Here is a 20595-nt window from a genome sequence, read left to right as displayed (position 1 = left end):
AGACTCCAGGACCACTACTTCTGGGCGGCAGCGCTCATCCAACCACTAGATCTTGGGTTGGAGTGGATTTTCGTGGCTGTGCGTGTCGCGGTGTCCGTCAGGCGGTCACGAGGCCCCTCGATGCCACACTGGACACAGGCCCGGACGGCGGCGATCCGACCGGGAAGGGTACCGTAAGCAACGGACGTCGGATCGAACCAGCGTTCGGTGGACCGATCGTCCATACACCCCTTGATACGCCCACGCCGGACGATCCGCGTTTTTTCACTCGAACGTGTGTTTGGCGCAACCTTTCGAAAGCTACTACCGTTGTCCAGCTAGGGAGAACATTTCGAGAGGGGCCGACGTGACCACCACCGCAGACAGTGCCACCATCACTGCCCAGAACCGCTCCCAGAGCCGACTCGAGCCGGTGCATGCCATGAACGACGCAAACCTGAACCCGGATGCGGAGCCCGTAGTACGCCCCGCACGCTCGCTGCCAGGTCGACCTCCAGGCATCCGCGCCGACAGCTCCGGACTCACGGACCGGCAGCGGAGGGTCATCGAGGTCATTCGCGACTCCGTGCAGCGCCGGGGTTACCCGCCGTCCATGCGGGAGATCGGCCAGGCGGTCGGCCTGTCCAGCACGTCGTCGGTCGCCCACCAGCTGATGGCCCTGGAGCGGAAGGGCTTCCTGCGCCGCGACCCGCACCGCCCCCGCGCCTACGAGGTGCGCGGATCCGACCAGCCCAGCTCGCAGCCCACGGACACCACCGGCAAGCCCGCCGCCTCCTACGTTCCCCTGGTCGGCCGGATCGCGGCCGGCGGCCCGATCCTCGCCGAGGAGTCGGTCGAGGACGTGTTCCCGCTCCCCCGCCAGCTCGTCGGCGACGGCGAGCTCTTCGTCCTGAAGGTCGTCGGCGACTCGATGATCGAGGCCGCCATCTGTGACGGTGACTGGGTCACGGTCCGTCGCCAGCCCGTCGCCGAGAACGGCGACATCGTCGCGGCGATGCTCGACGGCGAGGCCACCGTCAAGCGCTTCAAGCGCGAGGATGGGCATGTCTGGCTCCTCCCGCACAACGCCGCCTACCAGCCGATCCCCGGCGACGACGCGACCATCCTCGGCAAGGTCGTCGCGGTACTGCGCCGGGTCTGACGCCCGCCGCCTCCATCCGGCCCCCGGGATCCACTGCGCCGGTCCCGGGGGCTCTCGCCTGCTACTTGCCGTCCGCCTCGGCCGTCGCGTCGATCGCGGCGAGGGAGCGGCGGACCTGGTTGCGGTCCGTGGTGTACCAGAAGTCCGGCAGCGTGGCCCGCAGGAAGCTCCCGTACCGGGCCGTGGCCAGCCGGGGGTCGAGCACCGCGACGACGCCCCGGTCTCCCGTGGCCCGTACGAGACGACCCGCGCCCTGCGCCATCAGCAGGGCGGCATGCGTGGCCGCGACGGCCATGAAGCCGTTGCCCCCGTGCTCCTCCACCGACTTCTGGCGGGCGCTCATCAGAGGGTCGTCAGGACGCGGGAAGGGGATCCGGTCCATGACCACGAGCTGGCAGCTGGGGCCCGGCACGTCAACGCCCTGCCAGAGCGACAGGGTCCCGAACAGGCAGGTCTTCGGGTCCGCGGCGAAGGCCTTGATCAGCTCGCCGAGCGTCTCCTCGCCCTGGAGCAGGATCGGGTGGTCGAGCCGGCCGCGCAGCTCCTCGGCGGCCGCCTTGGCGCCGCGCATGGAGGAGAAGAGGCCGAGGGTACGGCCGCCGGCCGCCTCGATCAGCTCGGCGAGCTCGTCCATCATGTCGCCGCGGGTCCCCTCGCGGCCCGGCGTGGCCAGGTGCTTGGCGACGTAGAGGATGCCCTGCTTCGGGTAGTCGAAGGGCGAGCCGACGTCGAGGCCCCGCCAGGCGGGGACGTCGTCCCCCTCGACCCCCTCGGGAGACAGGCCCAGGGAGGCCGCGACGCCGTTGAAGTCGCCGCCCAGCTTGAGGGTGGCCGAGGTCAGGACCACCGAGCGGTCCTCGAACAGCTTCTCCCGCAGCAGGCCGGACACCGACAGCGGGGCGACCCGGAGGGTGGCGCCGAAGCGGTCGTGGCGCTCGTACCAGACGACGTCGTACTCGGAGCCGGTGGTGATCCGCTCCGCCACTCCGTGGATGCTCTCCACCGCGGCCAGGGCCTGCTTGCGGACCGCGTCCTCGTCGTGGACGGACTTGTCGCGGGTCGCGCCGATCCCGGAGATCACGTTGCGCGCGGCATCGCGCAGGGACATCAGCGCGTAGCCGAGGTCTTCGGGGATCTCCTCCAGGCGGCCCGGGAGCGCCAGCTCCATGACCCGCTCGAAGGACTCGGACGCGGTCTGCAGGGCGTCCGCGGTCTTCTCGTCGACCAGCTTGGCCGCACGCTTCACGGCCCGGTTGACCTGCCCTGGGGTGAGCTCGCCGGTGGCGACACCGGTGACCCGGGAGACCAGCTCGTGCGCCTCGTCGACGATCAGTACCTCGTGCTGCGGCAGCACCGGGGCGCCTTCGATGGCGTCGATGGCGAGCAGCGCGTGGTTGGTGACGACCACGTCCGCGAGCTTGGCCCGCTCACGGGCGGCCTCCGCGAAGCACTCGGCTCCGTACGCGCACTTCGTCGCGCCCAGGCATTCGCGCGAGGAGACCGAGATCTGCGACCAGGCCTTGTCCGAGACGCCCGGGGTGAGGTCGTCGCGGTCGCCGGTCTCCGTCTCGTCCGCCCAGTCGCGCAGGCGCAGCAGGTCCTTGCCGAGCTTGCTGGTGGGGGTGGCCGCCTCGAACTGGTCGAAGAGGCCCTCCTCCTCGTCCTGCGGAGCGCCCTCGTGCAGGCGGTGCAGGCACAGATAGTTGGACCGGCCCTTGAGCATGGCGAACTGCGGGCGGCGGCGCAGCTGCGGATGCAGTGCCTCCACCGTCCGGGGCAGGTCGCGCTCGACGAGCTGCCGCTGGAGGGCGAGGGTCGCGGTGGCCACGACCACGCGCTCGCCGTGGGCGAGGGCCGGCACCAGGTAGCCGAGGGACTTGCCGGTGCCGGTACCGGCCTGGATGAGCCGGTGGGAGTTGTCGTCGATCGCTTCGGCGACGGCTTCGGCCATGGCCACCTGGCCGGGGCGCTCCGTGCCGCCGACGGCGGAGACGGCGGCGTGCAGCAGGTCGGGGAGGGAGGGCTTCGTCATAGCACTGCCAACCCTACGGGGCCCCACCGACAGCGAGCGCACCGACGAGGAATCATGGCCGGTACAAGGGGTTGGGCACGGTGCCGTGCTGCACGGCGTGCGGGCGGTCGGGGCGGTCGCGGTAGCCGTCCTCGTAGAGCCGGTTCCGGTTGAGGCAGAGCCGGCCGATGCGCTCGCCGAGCAGGTCGAAGAGCTCGTAGCGGTCCTTGAGTTCCGGGAAACGGGCCTGGTGGCGCAGGATCTCCGCCCGTACGAGGGACCAGAACTCGTCCTCCGGGACGCCGAGGCGGTCCTCGCACAGGGCCGAGAGGTAGCGGAAGACGCCGACGAACAGCCCGGAGTGGATGAACTGGGGCAGGAAGTCGGCGGGCTCGGTGAGCAGGGCCGTCCGGACCTCGTCGGGCAGGGAGGCCAGCTCGGGCAGCGGCTCGTCGGTGATGTTGATGTCGTCCACGAAGTCCTTGACCCCGAGCCGGACCGGGACGTCGTGCTCGTCGAAGATCACGATCGCGTTCTCGCCGTGCGGGGAGAAGACGGTGCCGTAGCGGTAGAGGAAGTGCAGCAGCGGGGGCAGGAGGGCGGCGAAGAGGCGCTGCAGCCAGACGGTGGGGGTGAGCCCGGAGCGGGCCACGAGCTCGGCGGTGAAGGACCGGCCGCGCGGGTCGGTGTGGAGGAGGGAGGCGAGGGTGCGGGCGCGCTCGCCGGGGGCGAGGAGGCCGGTGAGGGGCTCGCGCCAGATCGCGCCGAGGAGCTCCTTGTACTGGTACGGGACCTCGGGGAGCTCTTCGTAGACGGGGTGTCGGACGGTGACGGAGGCGACTTCGCCGAGGAGGACGACCTGGCACTCGTCACGCAGGAAGGGGTCGGTGTCGCGGAGGGAGTGGATCCAGGCGGTGACGGCGGGTGCGGCGAGGGCGAGGTCGGAGGGCAGGCCGCGCCAGACCATGGTGTTGAAGACGGAGAGCGGGAGTTTGACGCTGTGCCGGTCGGGGCGGCTGAGGTTGAGGAAGGTGCGGATCGACTGCTGGGGCAGGCGCAGGTCGGGATCGGCCGGGAGCGGTACGAGGGTGCCGGAGGCGAGCGCCGGGGCGAAGAGAGGGAGGACGACCTCGTCCCACTGCCAGGGGTGGAGCGGTAGGTAGAGGTAGTGGAGCGGGTCGAGGCCGCGGTCGCGCAGGGTCTGGTCGAAGGCGGCGCGGGTGACGGGGTCGAGCTCGGCGGAGTAGAGGCGGGCGGGGTCCTCCAGTCCGGCGGTGCCGCGGTAGGCGGCGAGCGAGGTGTGGGCGGCGAGCCAGGGCAGGCGCTGGCGGGTGCGGGCCTCGGGGGCCCAGGCGGCGGTGTCGGAGGCGGAGAGTCCGATACGGCCCTTGTTGAGGACGAGCCAGGGGTGGCCGGTCTGGTGCCCTTCGAGGGCCGCGTAGTCGAGGTCGGCGAGGATGTCGGCGGTGAGGGCGGTGTGGTCGATCCGGGCGTCGGCGGCGAGGGTGGCGCTGAGCTCGCGGACGAGGTGGCCGAGGGTGGGGCCGTCGACCCCGAGGAGGGTGCGGGCGCGGATGAGAAAGGCGTACGGGTCCCCGAAGGCGGTCGGGTTCCCGGCCGGGGTCGGGTTCCCGGCCGGGGTCGGGTTCCCGGCCGGGGTCGGGTTCCCGGCCGGGGTCGGGTTCCCGGCCGGGGTCGGTGCCTGGGGGGAGGCCGGCGGAGGGGTGAGGGTGATGGTGTCGGGGGCTACGTGCCAGCTGCCGTATGAGCGGCGGCGGGCCCGGAAGCCGAGGCTGCTGCCGTCGTCGAGGGTCAGGGTCCATGCGTCGCCGGCGGCCGCCGGGGCGGGGACGGGGCTGATGATCTCCTCGTAGGCGAATTCGGCGAGCATCTTGGCGAGCATCCGGCGGGCGGCGAAGTCCCAGGTCGAGCGGTTGAGTTCGGGCGGTGTGCAGGGGTGCTGGGGCGACGGGGGCACGGTGGGTTCCGCCGCGTCGGGGGCTGCGTGGAAATTCGGCACGGGACTCCTCGAAGATCGGGAACTTTGCTGCGCGACGCAGAGTTTTCTAAGGGAGAGGTGCGAAGCGGCGACGACGGTCAGGGCTTGCGGGGCGGCACTCAGAGGAGATTGCGCAGCGCCCGCTCCCGGATCATCAGGGCGGCACGCTTCTCGGGAAGGTCGATTTCCGCGGAGCAGCGGAAACCGGAGCTCAGGAAGGCAGATACGGAGGGGGTGTTGCGGATGTCGGGTTCCGCGATCACACGAGTGCAGCGGGGGCGGTTGCCGAGGACCATGTCGGCGACGGCGCGCAGCAGGGTTGTTCCCAGGCCGCGGCCGCGGTTCGTGCCGTCTCCGATGAGCAGGTGGATACCGGTGTCGTGGGGGCGCGCCGGGTAGTGGCGGGCGAGCGGGTCGAGGTCGGCCCGGTAGATCTCCCAGTAGCTCATCGGCGTGCCGTCGAGGAGGCCGAGGCAGGGGATGCTGCGGCCGTCGCCGTCGAGCTGGGCCCGCAGGTGGGCGGCGGTGACCGCGGCGGGGCCGGCGAGTTCCCAATAGGCGGCCACCTCGGGATCGTTCATCCAGCCGGTGAGGAGCTCCAGGTCCCGGCCCGGCCGTACGGGTTCGAGGCGGAAGGCTCCGGCGGGTGTGGCGGCGCTGCCCCAGATGGCCGGTGAGTCGAGCAGGTCGGCTTCGGCGAGCAGGGGCAACAGGCCGGAATGGAGCCGTGGTTCGACGGTGTGCTCCACCACCTCGATGGCGCCGTGGGCGTCGGTGGCGGATCCGGCGGAGTGGGCGGGTGTGTCGGTGGAGCGCATCGGGGGCTCTTCTCCGCGTCGGTGCCGACGCGTCAATCGTGAAGGGGGTTGGTGATGGTGACGTAGACGGACTGGGTGTCGACGGGGCCGACCAGCTCGTCGAGACCTCCCAGGCGGGTGAGCAGATTCGCCTTGCAGCGCAGGGTGGGCGAGTCGAGCAGCCGTGTGGGGAGCGGGCCGAGGCCCGCGGCCTTGGCGAGGAAGCGGCGGAAGGCGGCGAGGAGCACGCGCTCGTCGGCGAGCCGCTGGGATCCGAAGGCGCCGATGAGTCCGAGCACGTTGTTGATGCCGAGGTAGTAGGCGAAGCGTTCGTCGGTGACGGCGTCGGAGACGAAGGTGTCGCTGGCGCTGCCGATGCCGGGTAGCCGCTGCTCCAGTTCCGCGCGGCGGGATGCGCGGAAGTAGTAGCCCTGGTTGTCGCGGTAGCGGCCGCCGGCCGGCCAGCCGGCCGCGTCGAGGAGGACCAGGGTGTTCTGCTGGTGCGCTTCGAGGGCGATGCCGGCGAGCGCGTCGAAGGCGAGGACCGGCAGCACCACGTGGTCGAGGTACCTCAGGAACCACTCGGCGGCGACGGCGGACGTGCTGCGTCCGGTGGCGGCGGCGAGGCGCGAGACGAGTTCGGCGAGGCGGGAGCTCATGGTGGGCCGGCCGGGCCATGGGCGGGGAGAGGTCAGTGCGGCGATGCAGACGGCGTCGTCGCCCGAGCGGAAGGGGTTGTGGCGCAGTAGGGCGTCGAGTCCGGCAACTGGAGTTCCGTCCGGGGCGTCGACGGCGACCCAGGCGGGGTCGCGGACGATGTCGAAGCCGGGGTGGCCCGCCTGCCACTGCTCGGCGAGGCCGGTGCGGAGCAGCCGGTGGACCTCGACGCCTCGGTGCAGTTCCTTGCGGAGGTTCTCGCGGCGGGAGTTGGTGATGCGCAGGCCCAGGGAGAGCTTGAGCATCGCGGGGTCGCCGGGTCGGTGGACGGTGCGGACGGAGGAGGTGGGGTACCAGGGCTCGCCGTGCGGGCCCAGGTCGTGCAGAAGTCCTGCGTCGCGGAGGGCGGTGACGGCGGGGCGCTGGAGCAGGTCGCGGGCCTGCCAGGGGTGCAGGGGAAGGGGGGTGGCACCGTCGGGCAGCGGGAGCCCGGGGGCGAGTCGGCCGAGGAGCTGGGGCGCGGACACGGGGCGGCCGCGCTCGGTCCAGGCGGATTCGGTGGCGAGGACGGAGGTGTCGACCGCGAACCAGTGCAGGGGGAAGGAGCCGTGGAGTTCGGGTGAGTACTGACGTGCCTCGGCCTCGGAGAGTCCTTCGCGGCTCTTCGGGTCGGGCTGGAGGGGGTGACCGAGGAGGAGGGACTGTTCGGCGGTGAGGAAGCGGTCCCCGCCCACGGGGGCCGGGGCGGTGGGGCGTTCGCGTCGGTCGGCGATGAACTCGGTGGTACGGCGCACCGAGTCGGCGACCCGGCCCACGAGGTCGGCGCTGCCGCGGCCGCCGCCGGTGCCCTCACGGGCGATGAGGGAGGCGAAGGTGACGGCGTCCAGGCAGGGTGCGCCGGCGGGGGCGCCTTCGAGCCGGGCCGGGCCGAATCGGTGCCAGCCGGTCTGGGACCAGTAGCGGACGGCGACGAGCGCGGCGGTGCCCGAGGCGGGGAGGGGGATGCGGAGAGGGGTTCCGGCGGGGCCGTCGGGGCGGCCGATCCCGGATTCGCGGACCCAGCACCGGAGCAGGTTCTCCACCCCCGCGGCCTCGGCGGCGAGGGCCGGGTCCGGGTGGTTCAGCAGGTCGGGCAGCGCGGCCGGCTCCGGCCAGATGGGGCCTGCCCAGCCGGAACGGGCTCTGGGGGTGCCGTCCTTCTGCCGGGGCACGGTGGCCGTCGCCCCGGCGGCCGCCGCGGGGAGCGGCCCTCCCTCAGCCTCGCGTGGGGCAGCGGGAGTGCCTGCCGAACCCTCGCCCGGGTGCCCCGAACCGCCCCCGCCGGCCTGGTCCGACGCACCGGGACGGGGCCCGGCATCCGGGTCGGCGGCGGCCCCGTCCGGTCTGCCGGCCCCGGCCGCCTGCTCGCCTTCGGCACCCAGCGGGACGGCGGGAGCCACTGCCGCCGGATCGCCGTCGGCGGAACCGGCAGGCGCCGTGACCGGGCCGGGGGTGGCGACGGCGTCGGGAGACGCCACCGCACCCACCCACGGCTGCCCTCCGTCAGCCGAGCTCACGGACGACCCCGGGGCGACGGCGTCGGGAGACGCCTCGGAGGGCGACCACGGGTATCGGCCCTCGGCAGCACCGCCTGACGGGCTCACGGCCCGGCCGGGGGCAGCGACGTCGGGAGACGCTGCAGAAGCCGCCCACGGCTGCCGGCCGTCGGTAGCGCTGGCCGATGGGCTCACGGCGGGGCTCGGTGTGGCGGCGTCGGGAGACGCCGTCGAGGGCGACCACGGGGGCCGGCCCTCGGTCGCACTGGCCGACGGGCGCACGGTGGGGCCGGGAGTAGTGGCGTCGGGAGATGCCGCGGAGGGCGGTCGTGGCTGCCGGCCTCCGGCAGGGTTGGGCGACAGGCTCGCTGCCGGGCTCGGGGCGGCGGGGTCGGGAGACACCGCGGAGGGCGGCGGCGGCTGCCGGGTCTCCGTCGAGCCGGCCAGCCGGCTCACGGACGGGGCCGAGGTGGCGTCGGGAGATGCTGCCGAGGGCGGACACGCCTGGCGGGCCTCGGCGGGGATGGCCGATGGGCTCGTTGGTCGTCCGGGGGTGGCGGGAGACGGCTCTGAGGGTGGCCACGGCTGTCGGCTCTCCGTCGAGCCGGCCAGCGGGCTCGCGGACGGGCCCGGGGTGGCGGCGTCGGGAGACGTTGCCGAGGGCGGTCGTGGCTGGCGGTTCTCCAGTGGGCTCGGGGCTGGTGTGGGGGGCAGCGGCTCGGTGGGGGCGGTGTCCGACGGAGCCGGTGCCGGGAGCGGCTGGTGGGGGGTCGGGGTGGACTGGTGCGGGTCTGGCATCGCGGGTCCTCGGGGTGCGGGTCAGTGGGTGCGGCGGGCGGCGGCCGGGATGGCGTCGGCCAGGCGGTCCAGGACCGCCGCGGCCTGCTCGTCGGTCACGGTCAGCGGGGGGAGCAGGCGGACTACGGCGCCGTGGCGGCCGCCGAGTTCGACGATCAGGCCGCGGTCCAGGCACTCCTGGCGGACGGCCGCGGCGAGGGCCGGTGCGGCGGCCCCGGTCTCGGGATCGACGAGTTCGACGCCGATCATCAGGCCCCGGCCCCGGACGTCCCCCATGCAGGGGTGGTCGGCGGCCAGCCCGCGCAGGGCCGTCAGCATCCGCTCGCCGAGGACGGCAGCGCGCTCGGCGAGGCGGTTCTCTCGTACGAAGGCGAGCGTGGCGGTTCCGGCGGCCATGGCCAGCTGGTTGCCGCGGAAGGTTCCGGCATGGGCCCCGGGGGCCCAGACGTCCAGGCCGGACCGGTACACGATCACGGCGAGCGGCAGGCTGCCACCGATCGCCTTGGACAGGACCATCACGTCGGGCACCACCCCGGCGTGGTCGACGCCCCAGAAGGCGCCGGTGCGGCCGACGCCCGTCTGCACCTCGTCCGCGATCAGCGGGATGCCCCTCGTGGCGGTGATCTCGCGCATCCGGCGCAGCCAGGCGTCCGGGGCGGGGAGGACCCCGCCCTCGCCCTGCACGGGTTCGACGATCAGTCCGGCCGGGGCGGGCACCCCGCCCTTGGGGTCGTCGAGCAGGTTCTCCGTCCAGCGCGCGGCGAGTTCGGCGCCCTCGGCGCCGCCGACTCCGAACGGGCAGCGGAAGTCCTGCGGGTACGGCAGCCGGGTCACCCGTACGTCCGGGGCGCCGCCCGAGGCGTCCAGTGCCCCTGCGGTCATGCCGTGGTAGGCCCCGGTGAAGGCGAGCAGCCCCGAGCGCCCGGTGGCGGTGCGCACCAGTTTGAGGGCGGCCTCCACGGCGTCCGTACCGGCCGGCCCGCAGAACTGGATCCGCGCGTCGGCGGCCAGCGCCGGCGGCAGGTTGGTGAACAGTTCGGTGGTGAAGGCGTCTTTGACCGGGGTCGCGAGGTCGAGGACGTGCAGCGGGGCCCCGGAGTCGAGGACTCCCCGGACGGCTTCGAGCACCACCGGGTGGTTGTGTCCGAGGGCGAGGGTGCCGGCACCGGAGAGGCAGTCGAGGTAGCGCCTGCCATCGGCGCCCTCGATGGTCAGCCCGCGGGCGCGCACCGGGACGATGGGCAGGGAGCGCGCATACGTCCGGGCGGCGGACTCCCGCTGCGCCTGCCTGCGCAGGATTCCGTCGGCGGCGACGGAGCCGCCGCGACCGCCGCGCCCCTGCACCCGCCCGCCCTGCGGCGGCACTTGAGGCTCCTGCGGCGGGATCTGTGTCGCGGCCGCCGCCGCGGCCGGCTCGGTCAAAGCCACGAGTGTCGGTCCTCCCGAACTGAACGCTCTTCCGGATTGCCCCTCGAACACCAACGCTGCTCCCCCATCCCCCGTACGTACCAACGACGGTGACGCCGACGGATCACGGGTGGCCCCAAGATCCTTGGCGTGCAGGGGGCGAGCGACAGGAACCACGGCCCCGGGCTGTGTCGTCCTGGGCGGCAGCGGCATAGTGGGGGGCTGCACTCCACGCCTCGAAACCACCAGGGGGACGAACGACATGCGACCGAACCGACCGGTCACCGCGATCCTGTGCGCGGCCGCGCTCGCGCTGACCGCAGCTGCCTGCGGCCCCGGCGACGAGGAGGCCGGCGGCGACGCCAAGCCGACCGTGGCGGCGAGCCTCCCGGCCCCGGACGGGATCAAGATCCCGGACCAGCTCAAGGAGAAGCTCAAGGAACACGGTATCGACCTGGAGAAGTGGAAGGGGGGTGAGTGGAAGAACTGGAAGAAGGAGGACTGGCTCCGCGAGGCGGGCGACTACGTCAACCCGATCATCGAGGGCCTGTGGGACCCGGACCGCATGCGCGACGCCGAGCAGCCGCAGCGTCCGGCCGTCGACCCGGACGCGGGCAAGGACCAGGGCGTCACCGACCCCGCTCCCGCCCCGGTGGCGGCCAAGCCGGCGAACACGCCCTACCACCAGAGCGTTCCGGAGTCCGGCAAGGTCTTCTTCGACGGCCCCGAGGGCTCGATGGTCTGCTCCGCGACCGTGGTCAAGGACCCGGCGCACCCCGGCAAGTCGAACATGGTCTGGACCGCGGGGCACTGCGTGCACGCGGGCAAGTCCGGCGGCTGGTACCGCAACATCGCGTTCGTCCCGTCCTACAACAACGCGGGCAAGCCGTCGGCGCAGCTCAAGGGCGCGCCGCGCGAGCAGGTGGCCCCGTACGGCGTCTGGTGGAGCGACTGGGCGCAGACCTCGGACCAGTGGATCGCGACGGGTGGTCCGACCGGTGGCGCGGGTGCCCCGTTCGACTTCGCGGTGCTGCACGTGACGCCCGAGAAGGGCAGCGGCAAGTCCCTGGAGGAGACCGTCGGTTCGGCGCTCCCGGTGGAGTTCGCCGCGCCGGCCGTGCCGAAGGTCGCGAGCATCACGGCGACCGGTTACCCGGCGGCGGCTCCGTTCGACGGCCAGAAGGCCTTCCAGTGCACGGACAAGCCGGGCCGGCTGTCCCTGAACGCGACCGACCCGGCGATGTACCGCATCGGCTGCACCATGACCGGCGGTTCCTCCGGTGGCGGCTGGGTCGCGGCGGGCGCCGACGGCAAGCCGGCGCTGGTGTCGAACACCTCGATCGGACCGGCCAAGGCGGGCTGGCTGGCCGGACCCCGGCTGGGTCCGGAGGCGAAGGGCGTCTTCGAGGCCGTCAGCCGCAAGTTCAAGTAGGTCAGGACCGCGAACGGGCGAGGGCCCCCTGCACGGTGTGCAGGGGGCCCTCGCCCGTCAAGCCGTCCGACCCTGCGGCCGTCCGGTCTGCCTACTGCTTCGCGAGCGCGTACGGAGCCAGGTCCGCCGCGAGCTCCTGGTGGACCCGCGCCTTGAGCAGGGTGCCGTCCGGGGTGTGCTCCTCGGAGATCACCTCGCCCTCGGCGTGCGCCTTGGCGACGAGCGAGCCGCGCGTGTACGGCACCATGGCCTCCACCTCGACCTCGGGCCGCGGCAGCTCGGAGTCGATGAGCGCGAGGAGTTCCTCGATGCCCATCCCCGTCCGCGCCGATACGGCGATCGAGTGCCGCTCGATCCGCAGCAGCCGCTGCAGGACGAGCGGATCCGCGGCGTCCGCCTTGTTGATCACCACGATCTCGGGCACGTTGACCGCGCCGACCTCGCGGATGACCTCGCGCACCGCCGCCAGCTGCTCCTCCGGCGCCGGGTGCGAGCCGTCCACGATGTGCAGGATCAGGTCGGAGTCACCGACCTCCTCCATCGTGGAGCGGAACGCCTCGACGAGGTGGTGCGGCAGGTGCCGGACGAAGCCGACCGTGTCGGCCAGGGTGTAGATCCGGCCGCTGGGCGTCTCGGCCCGGCGCACGGTCGGGTCGAGGGTGGCGAACAGTGCGTTCTCCACCAGGACGCCCGCGCCCGTGAGGCGGTTGAGCAGCGAGGACTTGCCTGCGTTGGTGTAGCCGGCGATGGCGACCGAGGGCACCTTGTTGCGGCGCCGTTCCTGCCGCTTGATGTCGCGGCCGGTCTTCATATCCGCGATCTCCCGGCGCATCTTCGCCATCTTCTCGCGGATCCGTCGCCGGTCGGTCTCGATCTTGGTCTCACCGGGGCCTCGGGTGGCCATGCCGCCACCGCCGCCGCCACCCATCTGGCGGGACAGCGAGGCACCCCAGCCGCGCAGTCGCGGCAGCATGTACTGCATCTGCGCGAGAGCGACCTGTGCCTTGCCCTCTCGGGACTTGGCGTGCTGGGCGAAGATGTCGAGGATGAGGGCGGTCCGGTCGACCACCTTCACCTTGACGACGTCTTCGAGGGCGATGAGCTGACCGGGGCTGAGCTCGCCGTCACAGACGACGGTGTCGGCACCGCTCTCCATGACGATGTCACGCAGCTCGCGCGCCTTGCCCGAACCGATGAAGGTGGCCGGGTCCGGCTTGTCGCGGCGCTGGATCACACCGTCGAGTACGAGAGCACCCGCGGTCTCGGCGAGGGCGGCGAGCTCCGCGAGGGAGTTCTCCGCGTCGTTCACCGTGCCGGAGGTCCAGACACCGACGAGAACGACGCGCTCCAGGCGCAGCTGCCGGTACTCGACCTCGGTGACGTCTTCGAGCTCGGTGGAGAGGCCGGCCACGCGGCGCAGGGCCGCGCGCTCGGAGCGTTCGAACTGCTCGCCGTCCCGGTCTCCGTCGATCTCGTGGCTCCAGGCGACGTCCTCTTCCATCAGGGCATCGGCCCGAAGGCTCTCGGTGAAGCTCTGCGAGTCCGGCACGTCCTGTGCGTCCCGCGCGTCCTGGGAAGGGGAAGAAGAGGAGGTCATTGGATCCTTACGTCGATTCGAATAGCAGTGGCACGTTAACTGTCACGTCCAACGTGTCACACCGCCGGGGGATTCCCCGAACGGCCTCGTCGATGGTGACATGCCCGTTCCTCACCGGTCACACGCTTTATTTGGCGGACGAGGCCGGGCTGCTCCACTCCGGGTGCCCGGGCATCGCCGGGGTCGTCTTGCCGTACAGCCACGGCTCCAGGAAGGCCCCGAGGTCCCGGCCGGCCTCCTGCGAGGCCATGCGTAGGAAGTCCGCCGTGCCCGCGACCCCGTCCCGGTACTGCGCGACCCAGCGGCGCTCCAGCCTGTCGAAGGCCTCGGTGCCGATCTCCTGCCGCAGCGCGTAGAGGATCAGCGCGGCGCCGTCGTAGACCACCGGCCGGAAGAGCCCGATCTTCTCGCCGGGCGGGGCGGGCTTCGGGGCGGCCGGCGGGCCGCCCGCCGCTCGCCACTGGTCGGAGCGCTGGTACGCCTCGCGCATGCGCCGCTCCAGGGAGTACTTGCCGAGCCCGTCCGCGTACAGGGCCTCGTACCAGGTGGCGTGTCCCTCGTTGAGCCACAGGTCGGACCAGGTCAGCGGGGTGACGCTGTCGCCGAACCACTGGTGGGCGAGCTCGTGGACCATCACGGACTCCACGTACCACTCGGGGTAGCCCTCGCCGGCGAAGAGGCTGTGCTCGAAGAGCGAGAGGGTCTGCGTCTCCAGCTCGAAGCCGGTCGTCGCCCGCGCGATCAGGACCCCGTAGTTCTCGAAGGGGTAGCGGCCGACGCGCTCCTCCATCCACGCGATGTGCCCCGCGGTCTTCTTCAGCCAGGGGTCCAGCCGCTCCCGGTCCGCGGCGGGCACCACATCGCGCAGCGGCAGCCCGTGGGGGCCGGTGCCGTGCACGACCGCGGACTTGCCGACGGACACCTGGGCCAGTTCGGTGGCCATGGGGTGCTTGGTGCGGTACGTCCACGTCGTCGAGGGGCCGAAGCGCAGGGTGGGGACCGCCTGCACCCCGTTGGCGACGGCCGTGAGCCCGGCCGGGGCGGTGATCCGGAAGGTGAAGAACGCCTTGTCGGCGGGGTGGTCGTTGCAGGGGAAGACGCGGTGGGCGGCGTCCGCCTGGTTGGCCATGGCCAGGCCGTCCTCGGTGGGCACCCAGCCGCCGTCCCCGCGTCCGCGCGGATCGCTGGTGTGCCGGACGGTGATGTGCAGGGGCCCGTTGTCCACCACCGCCCGCGCGGGGGTCAGTACGAGGTCCTCCCCCACCGTTTCGAACCGGGCCGGCTCCCCGTTGACCTCGGCGGACGCCACCTTGCCGTGGGTGAAGTCCAGGTTGATCCGCTCCAGCGGCTCCAGCGCGCGGGCTTCGATGACGGTGACCGCGTCGAGCGGGCTCCGGTTGTCCTTGTACGCGAAGGACAGGTCGTACGAGAGCACGTCGTACCCGGGGTTCCCGAGCTCGGGGAACAGCGTGTCGCCGATGCCCAGCGGCTTCGGCGGGGGCAGTACGGCGGCGACGAGGGTCAGGGAGGCCGCGGCGAGCAGGGCGGCGCGCAGGCGGGGCGAGGAGAGCTGCATCCACCACCGCTTACCAGTGCCCGCCACACGGCCGCGTACGGCGCGCGACGGATCCACCCGAACGGGGACCTACGGGGCCGTCCCGGCCTACGCCCGGCTGACGTCGTACACGCCCGGCACGTCCCGCATCGCCCGCATGAGTGCGGGCAGCCCGGTCGCGTCCGGCAGCTGGAGGGTGTAGGTGTGCCGGACCCGCTGTTCGACCGGGGGTTCCACGGTCGCGGAGACCACTTCGACCCCCTCGCGGGCGATGGCCTCGGTGAGGTCGGCCAGCAGGTGCGGGCGCCCGAACGATTCAGCGAGCAGGGTGACCCGGCAGTCGGCCGTGGCCCGCCAGTGCACGGCGACGGAGGTACGCCCCACGGCGCGCATCTGGGCCACCGCCGCGCAGTGGATGCGGTGGACCGTGACGGCCCCGCCGCGGACCAGGAAGCCGGCGACGGCGTCGGGCGGCACCGGGGTGCAGCACCCGGCCAGCCGCACGGTGGCGTCCGGCAGGTCGGCGACGGCGTTGCCCCCGCCGCCCCGGGCGCCGACCACCGACAGCGGCGCCCGCGCGGCGGAGGTGGTGGACATCGCCCGGTCGGGATGGGAGTCGAGCCAGCTGCTGATGGCGATCCGGGCGGCCGGGGTCCGCGCGTGGTCCAGCCATTCGGCGGCCGGGCCCGAGGAGGCGTCCTGCGCGAGCAGCAGCTGCACGGTGTCCCCGTCGGACAGCGGGGAGGACAGCGAGGCGAGGCGCCCGTTGACGCGGGCGCCGATACAGCCGTGGGCCGCCTCGCCGTGCTGGGCGTAGGCGGCGTCGATACAGCTCGCCCCGGCCGGCAGGCCCAGCGTGCCCCCGTCGGCCCTGAACACGGTGATCTCCCGGTCCTGGGCCAGCTCCGCGCGCAGCACGCTCCAGAAGGTGTCGGGGTCGGGTGCGGACTGCTGCCAGTCGAGCAGGCGGGACAGCCAGCCGGGCCGCGTGGGGTCCACGCGCTCCTCGTCGGGGTCGGCGGCGGAGTCGGGCGTCGCGGTGGCGTACGGGTTGCCGAGCGCCACCACGCCGGCCTCGGCGACGCGGTGCATCTGCCGGGTCCGCACGATGACCTCGGCCACGTAGCCCTCGGGTGTGGCGACGGCGGTGTGCAGCGACTGGTAGAGGTTGAACTTCGGGGTGGCGATGAAGTCCTTGAACTCCGAGACGACCGGGGTGAAGCAGGTGTGCAGCTCGCCCAGGACCGCGTAACAGTCGGCGTTCTCGCCGACGAGGACGAGGATCCGGCCGAAGTCGGAGCCGCGCAGCTCGCCGCGCGTGCGGGCGATCCGGTGCACGGAGACGAAGTGCCGCGGCCTGACCTGCACCTCGGCGGCGATGCCGGCGTCGCGCAGGACGGCCCGTACGGAGTCGGCGATGCCGGGCAGCGGGTCGCGTTCCCCGGCGTGGGCCGCGATGAGCGCGCGGGTGCTCTCGTACTCCTCGGGGTGCAGGATCGCGAAGACGAGGTCTTCCAGCTCGGTCTTCAGGGCCTGGACGCCGAGCCGTTCGGCGAGCGGGATGAGGACGTCGCGGGTGACCTTGGCGATGCGGGCCTGTTTCTCGGGGCGCATCACGCCGAGGGTGCGCATGTTGTGCAGTCGGTCGGCGAGTTTGATGGACATGACGCGGACGTCGTTGCCGGTGGCGACGAGCATCTTGCGGAAGGTCTCGGGCTCGGCGGCGGCGCCGTAGTCGATCTTCTCCACCTTGGTGACGCCGTCGACGATGAAGCAGACCTCGTCGCCGAATTCGGCGCGGACCTGATCGAGGGTCACCTCGGTGTCCTCGACGGTGTCGTGGAGCAGAGAGGCCGTCAGGGTGGTGGTCTCGGCGCCGAGTTCGGCGAGGATCAGGGTGACGGCGAGCGGATGTGTGATGTACGGCTCACCACTTTTTCGCATCTGACCCCGGTGAGAGGTCTCCGCGAGGAGATACGCCCTTCGCAGAAGGGACAGATCGGCGTCCGGATGGTGGGCACGGTGGGCCTCTGCCACGTGGCCGATGGCGTCCGGGAGCCGGTCCCGGGACGTCGGCCCGAGCAGGGCCGCGCGCCCGAGCCGGCGCAGATCGAGCCTGGTCCGGCCCCGTCTGCGGAGCTCAGGGCGCGCTTCGGGGTGTGCTTCGGGGTTCGTGGCCTCTGCACTCATGGGCACCTCCGGCGGCTTCGACCGGCGGTGGCGGGCATGGGGTGAGCCCTCAGGGCCGGTGCCTGATGTTACCGACCCCACCACGTGGCGCAGTCCACCTCTCGCTCAGCGTGAAACGGATCACCCATTAGAGGGAAGCTTCACGCGAAGGCCGTTTCGGTGAGCCAGGCCTCGTCGAACTCGCCCGCGGCCACGATCACGGCCGGTCCGGTCATGTCGATCTGCCCGTCGGGGTGTTCGGTGATGAGCAGGGTTCCGCCCGGGAGGTCGACGGTGTACGTGACCGGTGCGCCGGTGACGGCCGGGTCGACGCCGTCGCGGCGGATGGTGGCCACGGCGACGGCGCAGGCGCCGGTGCCGCAGGAGCGGGTCTCGCCGGAACCGCGCTCGTGGACGCGCATGGCGACGTGGCGGGGGCCGCGGTCGACGACGAACTCGACGTTGACACCCGTCGGGTAGGCGGACGCCGGGCTGAACGGCGGGGCGGTGTACAGGGTCCCGGCGTCGTCGAGGCTTTCAACGAAGGCCACGGCGTGCGGGTTCCCCATGTTCACGTTGCGCGCGGGCCAGCTCCGGGAGCCGACGCTGACCGTGACCTCGCCCTCGGGGAGTTCGGCGCGGCCCATGGAGACGGTGACGTCGCCGGTCTTGTCCAGGTGGACGCGCTTGATCCCGCCGCGGGTGGCGATGGCCAGATCCCCGGGCTCGACGTGGCCGGCGTACTGGAGGTAGCGGGCGAAGACGCGCACACCGTTGCCGCACATCTCGGCGATGGAGCCGTCGCTGTTGCGGTAGTCCATGAACCACTCCGCCTCGCCGGCGAGGTGGGCCGCCTCGGGGTGGGCGGCGGACCGGACGGCGTGCAGGACGCCGTCCGCGCCGATCCCGGCCCGTCGGTCGCACAGCTTCGCGACCGCGGACGCGGGCAGCTCGATGGCGTTGTCCGGGTCCGGGACGATCACGAAGTCGTTCTCGGTGCCGTGGCCCTTGAGGAAGGAGAGGGTGCGCTGCGTCACCCGCCCATGGTATCGAGGCGCAGCTCAGCGGTGCCGCGCGGTCCAGTACGCGGACCGGTGCGGGAGGGCCGGTCAGCGGAGCCGGGCGACCCGGTACACGGCGAGGGACACGACGGCGAGGGCGATCACGGCGTACAGAGCGACCATGCGCCAGTCGGGGCGGCGGCCGCTCCCCCGGACCGGGAGCCCGGGCCACGTGTAGCCGACCCGTCGGGCGGCCATCATCCCCCAGCCTCCGGCGCAGCAGCTGATCAGGAAGCCGAGCATGGCGACCACGGCTCCGCCGTCGCCGAATTCGAACGCGAGCGGGAAGGCGAACATCAGGGAGCCGGCGGCGGCGAGCATCGCGATGGGGGCGATCTGCCACAGGCGCAGGCGGCGCTGCGGGCGCAGCTCGACCTCGAACTCGGGGACGGCGGCCGCTTCGGCCTCGGCGGTGTCCGGGGCGTCCGGGCCGTCGGGGGTCAGCCGCGCGGGGTCCGCGGGCAGCCCGAGGCCTGCGGGCTCGTCCGTCCCGTCGAGAAGCGTCGGATCCGCTTCCCGCCGGGTGTCGTCCCGCCCGGTGTCGCGAGGGCCGGCCTCCATCGCCACGCGCCCTCCCCACTCGGACTCAGTGCGCCGCCATTCACCGCAGGTGACCGCACCCGCAGGAGTTTGATGATGGCACGCCCCCGGCCCCGCAACCGGCGCCCGGGGCGTCCCGATGCCATCACGTGATCAGGCTGTGACCGCTCGTTCGACCAACGACTGCGCGAGTCCGGGGAGTTCCCCCCGGTCGGCGGCGGCTCCGCTGAGCCAGTGCACGCGCGGGTCGCGGCGGAACCAGGAGTCCTGGCGGCGGGCGAACCGCTTGGTCGCCCGGACGGTCTCCGCCCTGGCCTCGTCCTCGGTGCACTCCCCGGCGAGCGCGGCGAGCACCTGCTGGTAGCCGAGCGCCCTGGAAGCGGTGATTCCGTCGCGCAGCCCGCGGGCCTCCAGCGCACGGACCTCGTCGACCAGGCCGTCCTCCCACATCCGGTCCACGCGCAGCGCGATCCGTTCGTCGAGCTCCGGCCGGGCGACGTCGACGCCGATCTGCACGGTGTCGTAGACGGACTCGTGGCCGGGCAGATTGGCCGTGAAGGGGCGTCCGGTGATCTCGATGACCTCCAGCGCGCGCACGATGCGGCGGCCGTTGCTGGGCAGGATGGCCTGGGCGGCGGCCGGGTCGGCGGCGGCGAGGCGGGCGTGCAGGGCGCCGGAGCCGCGCAGGGTGAGCTCGTCCTCCAGCCGGGCGCGGACCTCGGGGTCGGTGCCGGGGAACTCCATGACGTCCAGGGCGCCGCGGACGTACAGGCCGGAGCCGCCGACGAGGACGGGCGTACGGCCCTCGGCGAGCAGTTTGTCGATCTCCACGCGGGCCAGGCGCTGGTATTCGGCCACGTTCGCGGTGTCGGTGATGTCCCAGATGTCGAGGAGGTGGTGCGGGACACCGCCGCGCTCCTCGGTCGTCAGCTTGGCGGTGCCGATGTCCATCCCCCGGTACAGCTGCATGGAGTCGGCGTTGACGACCTCGCCGTCGAATCGGCGGGCCAGGGCGACGCCAAGGTCGGACTTTCCTGCCGCGGTGGGACCGACGACGGCGATGACCCGCGGGGCGGGGGCTGCTTTCCTCACCGCCCCAGTCTCGCAGCCCCTGGTCAAGACCCGGCCATGTACCCGATCGAGTTACGTGACGGGGTGGGGGCGGGGTCGTTGCCCTGGCGAGGTTCCGGCCCGGTGTGCGCCGTGCGTACCCCTTGCGCATGCCCGGCGTACGCCTTGTGGGGGCCGGTTCGGCCACGGCGGAACTTCACTCACACGAGTAACGTTATAGGAGGAGACATGGGCGTTTTTGACTGGTTTTTTCGTCGTAAGGACGAGGCCGCGACCGAGGAGGTCGCGGCCGAGGCCATGACGGCGGAGTCCGGTGCGGCCGAAGAGGCCGAGGCCGAGCCGGCCGTTGCGGAGGCTCCGGCGGCGGAAGCCGTGGAGATCCCGAAGCAGCAGTCGGCCGAGGTGGCCGCGGACAGCGAAGCCGGCGAGGGCGCCCGCACGTAGCGACCGCCAACGGAAGGTGACCCATGGGCCTGCTGGACAATCTGAAGGCCAAGCTCGGCCCGGCGAAGGACAAGGTCGGCGACCTCGCCCAGAAGAACGAGGGCAGGATCGCCGAGGGCTTGGACAAGGTGGCCAAGGCCGTGGACTCCAAGACCCACGGCAAGTACAGCGACCGGATCACGAGCGGTACGGGCAAGGCGAAGGACGCCCTGGGCAAGATCGCGCACAAGGACACCCCCGGCGGTACGACGCCGCCGGCCACTTCCTGACGCGGTCCCCGAAGGGGGGGGGGGGGGGGGGGGGGGGGGGGGGGGGGGGGGGGGGGGGGGGTCTGTTTCCTGTTGGGGGTGGAGGAGCAGACGAGGGGGGGGAGGGGGTAAC

General features: G+C 72.7%; 15 protein-coding genes. 4 read left to right on the top strand and 11 right to left on the bottom strand.

Annotation, left to right across the window (positions count from 1 at the left end; all coding sequences use genetic code 11):
- The first annotated feature begins 346 nt into the window (after positions 1 to 346).
- Positions 347 to 1141: a transcriptional repressor LexA gene (gene lexA / locus ACZ4VT_RS10080; RefSeq protein WP_030709636.1), complete on the top strand. Its 795-nt coding sequence runs from the start codon at positions 347 to 349 to the stop codon at positions 1139 to 1141.
- Positions 1142 to 1202: 61 nt separating this feature from the next.
- Here lexA and ACZ4VT_RS10075 read toward each other — a convergent pair whose 3' ends face one another.
- The 5 genes from ACZ4VT_RS10075 to ACZ4VT_RS10055 form a co-directional block, all read right to left on the bottom strand.
- Positions 1203 to 3173: an ATP-dependent DNA helicase gene (locus tag ACZ4VT_RS10075; protein WP_467948214.1), complete on the bottom strand. Its 1971-nt coding sequence runs from the start codon at positions 3171 to 3173 to the stop codon at positions 1203 to 1205.
- 52 nt (positions 3174 to 3225) lie between these two features.
- Positions 3226 to 5172, bottom strand: coding sequence for an IucA/IucC family protein (locus tag ACZ4VT_RS10070; RefSeq protein ID WP_467948212.1), 1947 nt, complete (start codon positions 5170 to 5172; stop codon positions 3226 to 3228).
- A 98-nt stretch (positions 5173 to 5270) separates the two neighbouring features.
- Positions 5271 to 5969: a GNAT family N-acetyltransferase gene (locus ACZ4VT_RS10065; protein ID WP_467948210.1), complete on the bottom strand. Its 699-nt coding sequence runs from the start codon at positions 5967 to 5969 to the stop codon at positions 5271 to 5273.
- Positions 5970 to 6001: 32 nt separating this feature from the next.
- On the bottom strand, positions 6002 to 8131 hold the full coding sequence (locus ACZ4VT_RS10060) for an IucA/IucC family protein (RefSeq protein ID WP_467948404.1): 2130 nt from the start codon (positions 8129 to 8131) through the stop codon (positions 6002 to 6004).
- Positions 8132 to 8959: 828 nt separating this feature from the next.
- Positions 8960 to 10366 carry a diaminobutyrate--2-oxoglutarate transaminase family protein gene (locus ACZ4VT_RS10055; protein ID WP_467948209.1) on the bottom strand — a complete coding sequence of 469 codons (1407 nt, stop codon included), beginning with the start codon at positions 10364 to 10366 and terminating at the stop codon, positions 8960 to 8962.
- Positions 10367 to 10607: 241 nt separating this feature from the next.
- Here ACZ4VT_RS10055 and ACZ4VT_RS10050 point away from each other — a divergent pair, with 241 nt between their 5' ends.
- Entirely contained in the window at positions 10608 to 11777 is a 1170-nt protein-coding gene (locus ACZ4VT_RS10050) for a trypsin-like serine peptidase (protein ID WP_467948207.1), read from the top strand.
- Between the two features lie 91 nt (positions 11778 to 11868).
- On the opposite strand, the gene hflX is transcribed toward ACZ4VT_RS10050, so the two are convergent.
- From hflX to miaA, 6 genes are all read right to left on the bottom strand, one after another.
- A complete protein-coding gene (hflX, locus tag ACZ4VT_RS10045; RefSeq protein ID WP_362801581.1) occupies positions 11869 to 13374 on the bottom strand; it encodes a GTPase HflX in 1506 nt (501 codons plus the stop codon).
- Between the two features lie 127 nt (positions 13375 to 13501).
- Positions 13502 to 14950 carry a M1 family metallopeptidase gene (locus tag ACZ4VT_RS10040; protein ID WP_467948403.1) on the bottom strand — a complete coding sequence of 483 codons (1449 nt, stop codon included), beginning with the start codon at positions 14948 to 14950 and terminating at the stop codon, positions 13502 to 13504.
- An 87-nt stretch (positions 14951 to 15037) separates the two neighbouring features.
- Positions 15038 to 17119: a RelA/SpoT family protein gene (locus ACZ4VT_RS10035; RefSeq protein WP_467948205.1), complete on the bottom strand. Its 2082-nt coding sequence runs from the start codon at positions 17117 to 17119 to the stop codon at positions 15038 to 15040.
- Between the two features lie 140 nt (positions 17120 to 17259).
- Positions 17260 to 18135, bottom strand: coding sequence for a diaminopimelate epimerase (gene dapF, locus ACZ4VT_RS10030; protein WP_467948203.1), 876 nt, complete (start codon positions 18133 to 18135; stop codon positions 17260 to 17262).
- A 72-nt stretch (positions 18136 to 18207) separates the two neighbouring features.
- Entirely contained in the window at positions 18208 to 18726 is a 519-nt protein-coding gene (locus tag ACZ4VT_RS10025; RefSeq protein ID WP_467948200.1) for a hypothetical protein, read from the bottom strand.
- Positions 18727 to 18852: 126 nt separating this feature from the next.
- Positions 18853 to 19791, bottom strand: a complete 939-nt coding sequence (gene miaA / locus ACZ4VT_RS10020; RefSeq protein ID WP_467948198.1) for a tRNA (adenosine(37)-N6)-dimethylallyltransferase MiaA — start codon at positions 19789 to 19791, stop codon at positions 18853 to 18855.
- A 207-nt stretch (positions 19792 to 19998) separates the two neighbouring features.
- On the opposite strand from miaA, the gene ACZ4VT_RS10015 reads away from it, so the two are divergent.
- Both ACZ4VT_RS10015 and ACZ4VT_RS10010 read left to right on the top strand, forming a co-directional pair.
- Positions 19999 to 20214, top strand: a complete 216-nt coding sequence (locus ACZ4VT_RS10015) for a gliding motility protein (RefSeq protein WP_362801565.1) — start codon at positions 19999 to 20001, stop codon at positions 20212 to 20214.
- Positions 20215 to 20237: 23 nt separating this feature from the next.
- The gene (locus ACZ4VT_RS10010; RefSeq protein WP_467948196.1) at positions 20238 to 20483 is read left to right on the top strand and encodes an antitoxin; all 246 of its coding nucleotides are present in this window, start codon (positions 20238 to 20240) and stop codon (positions 20481 to 20483) included.
- The last annotated feature ends 112 nt before the right edge of the window (positions 20484 to 20595 follow it).

Source organism: Streptomyces sp. NPDC029164, assembly GCF_055563995.1.
Note: the sequence above shows the minus strand (reverse complement) of the source record. Positions and strands in the feature narration are given on the sequence as shown.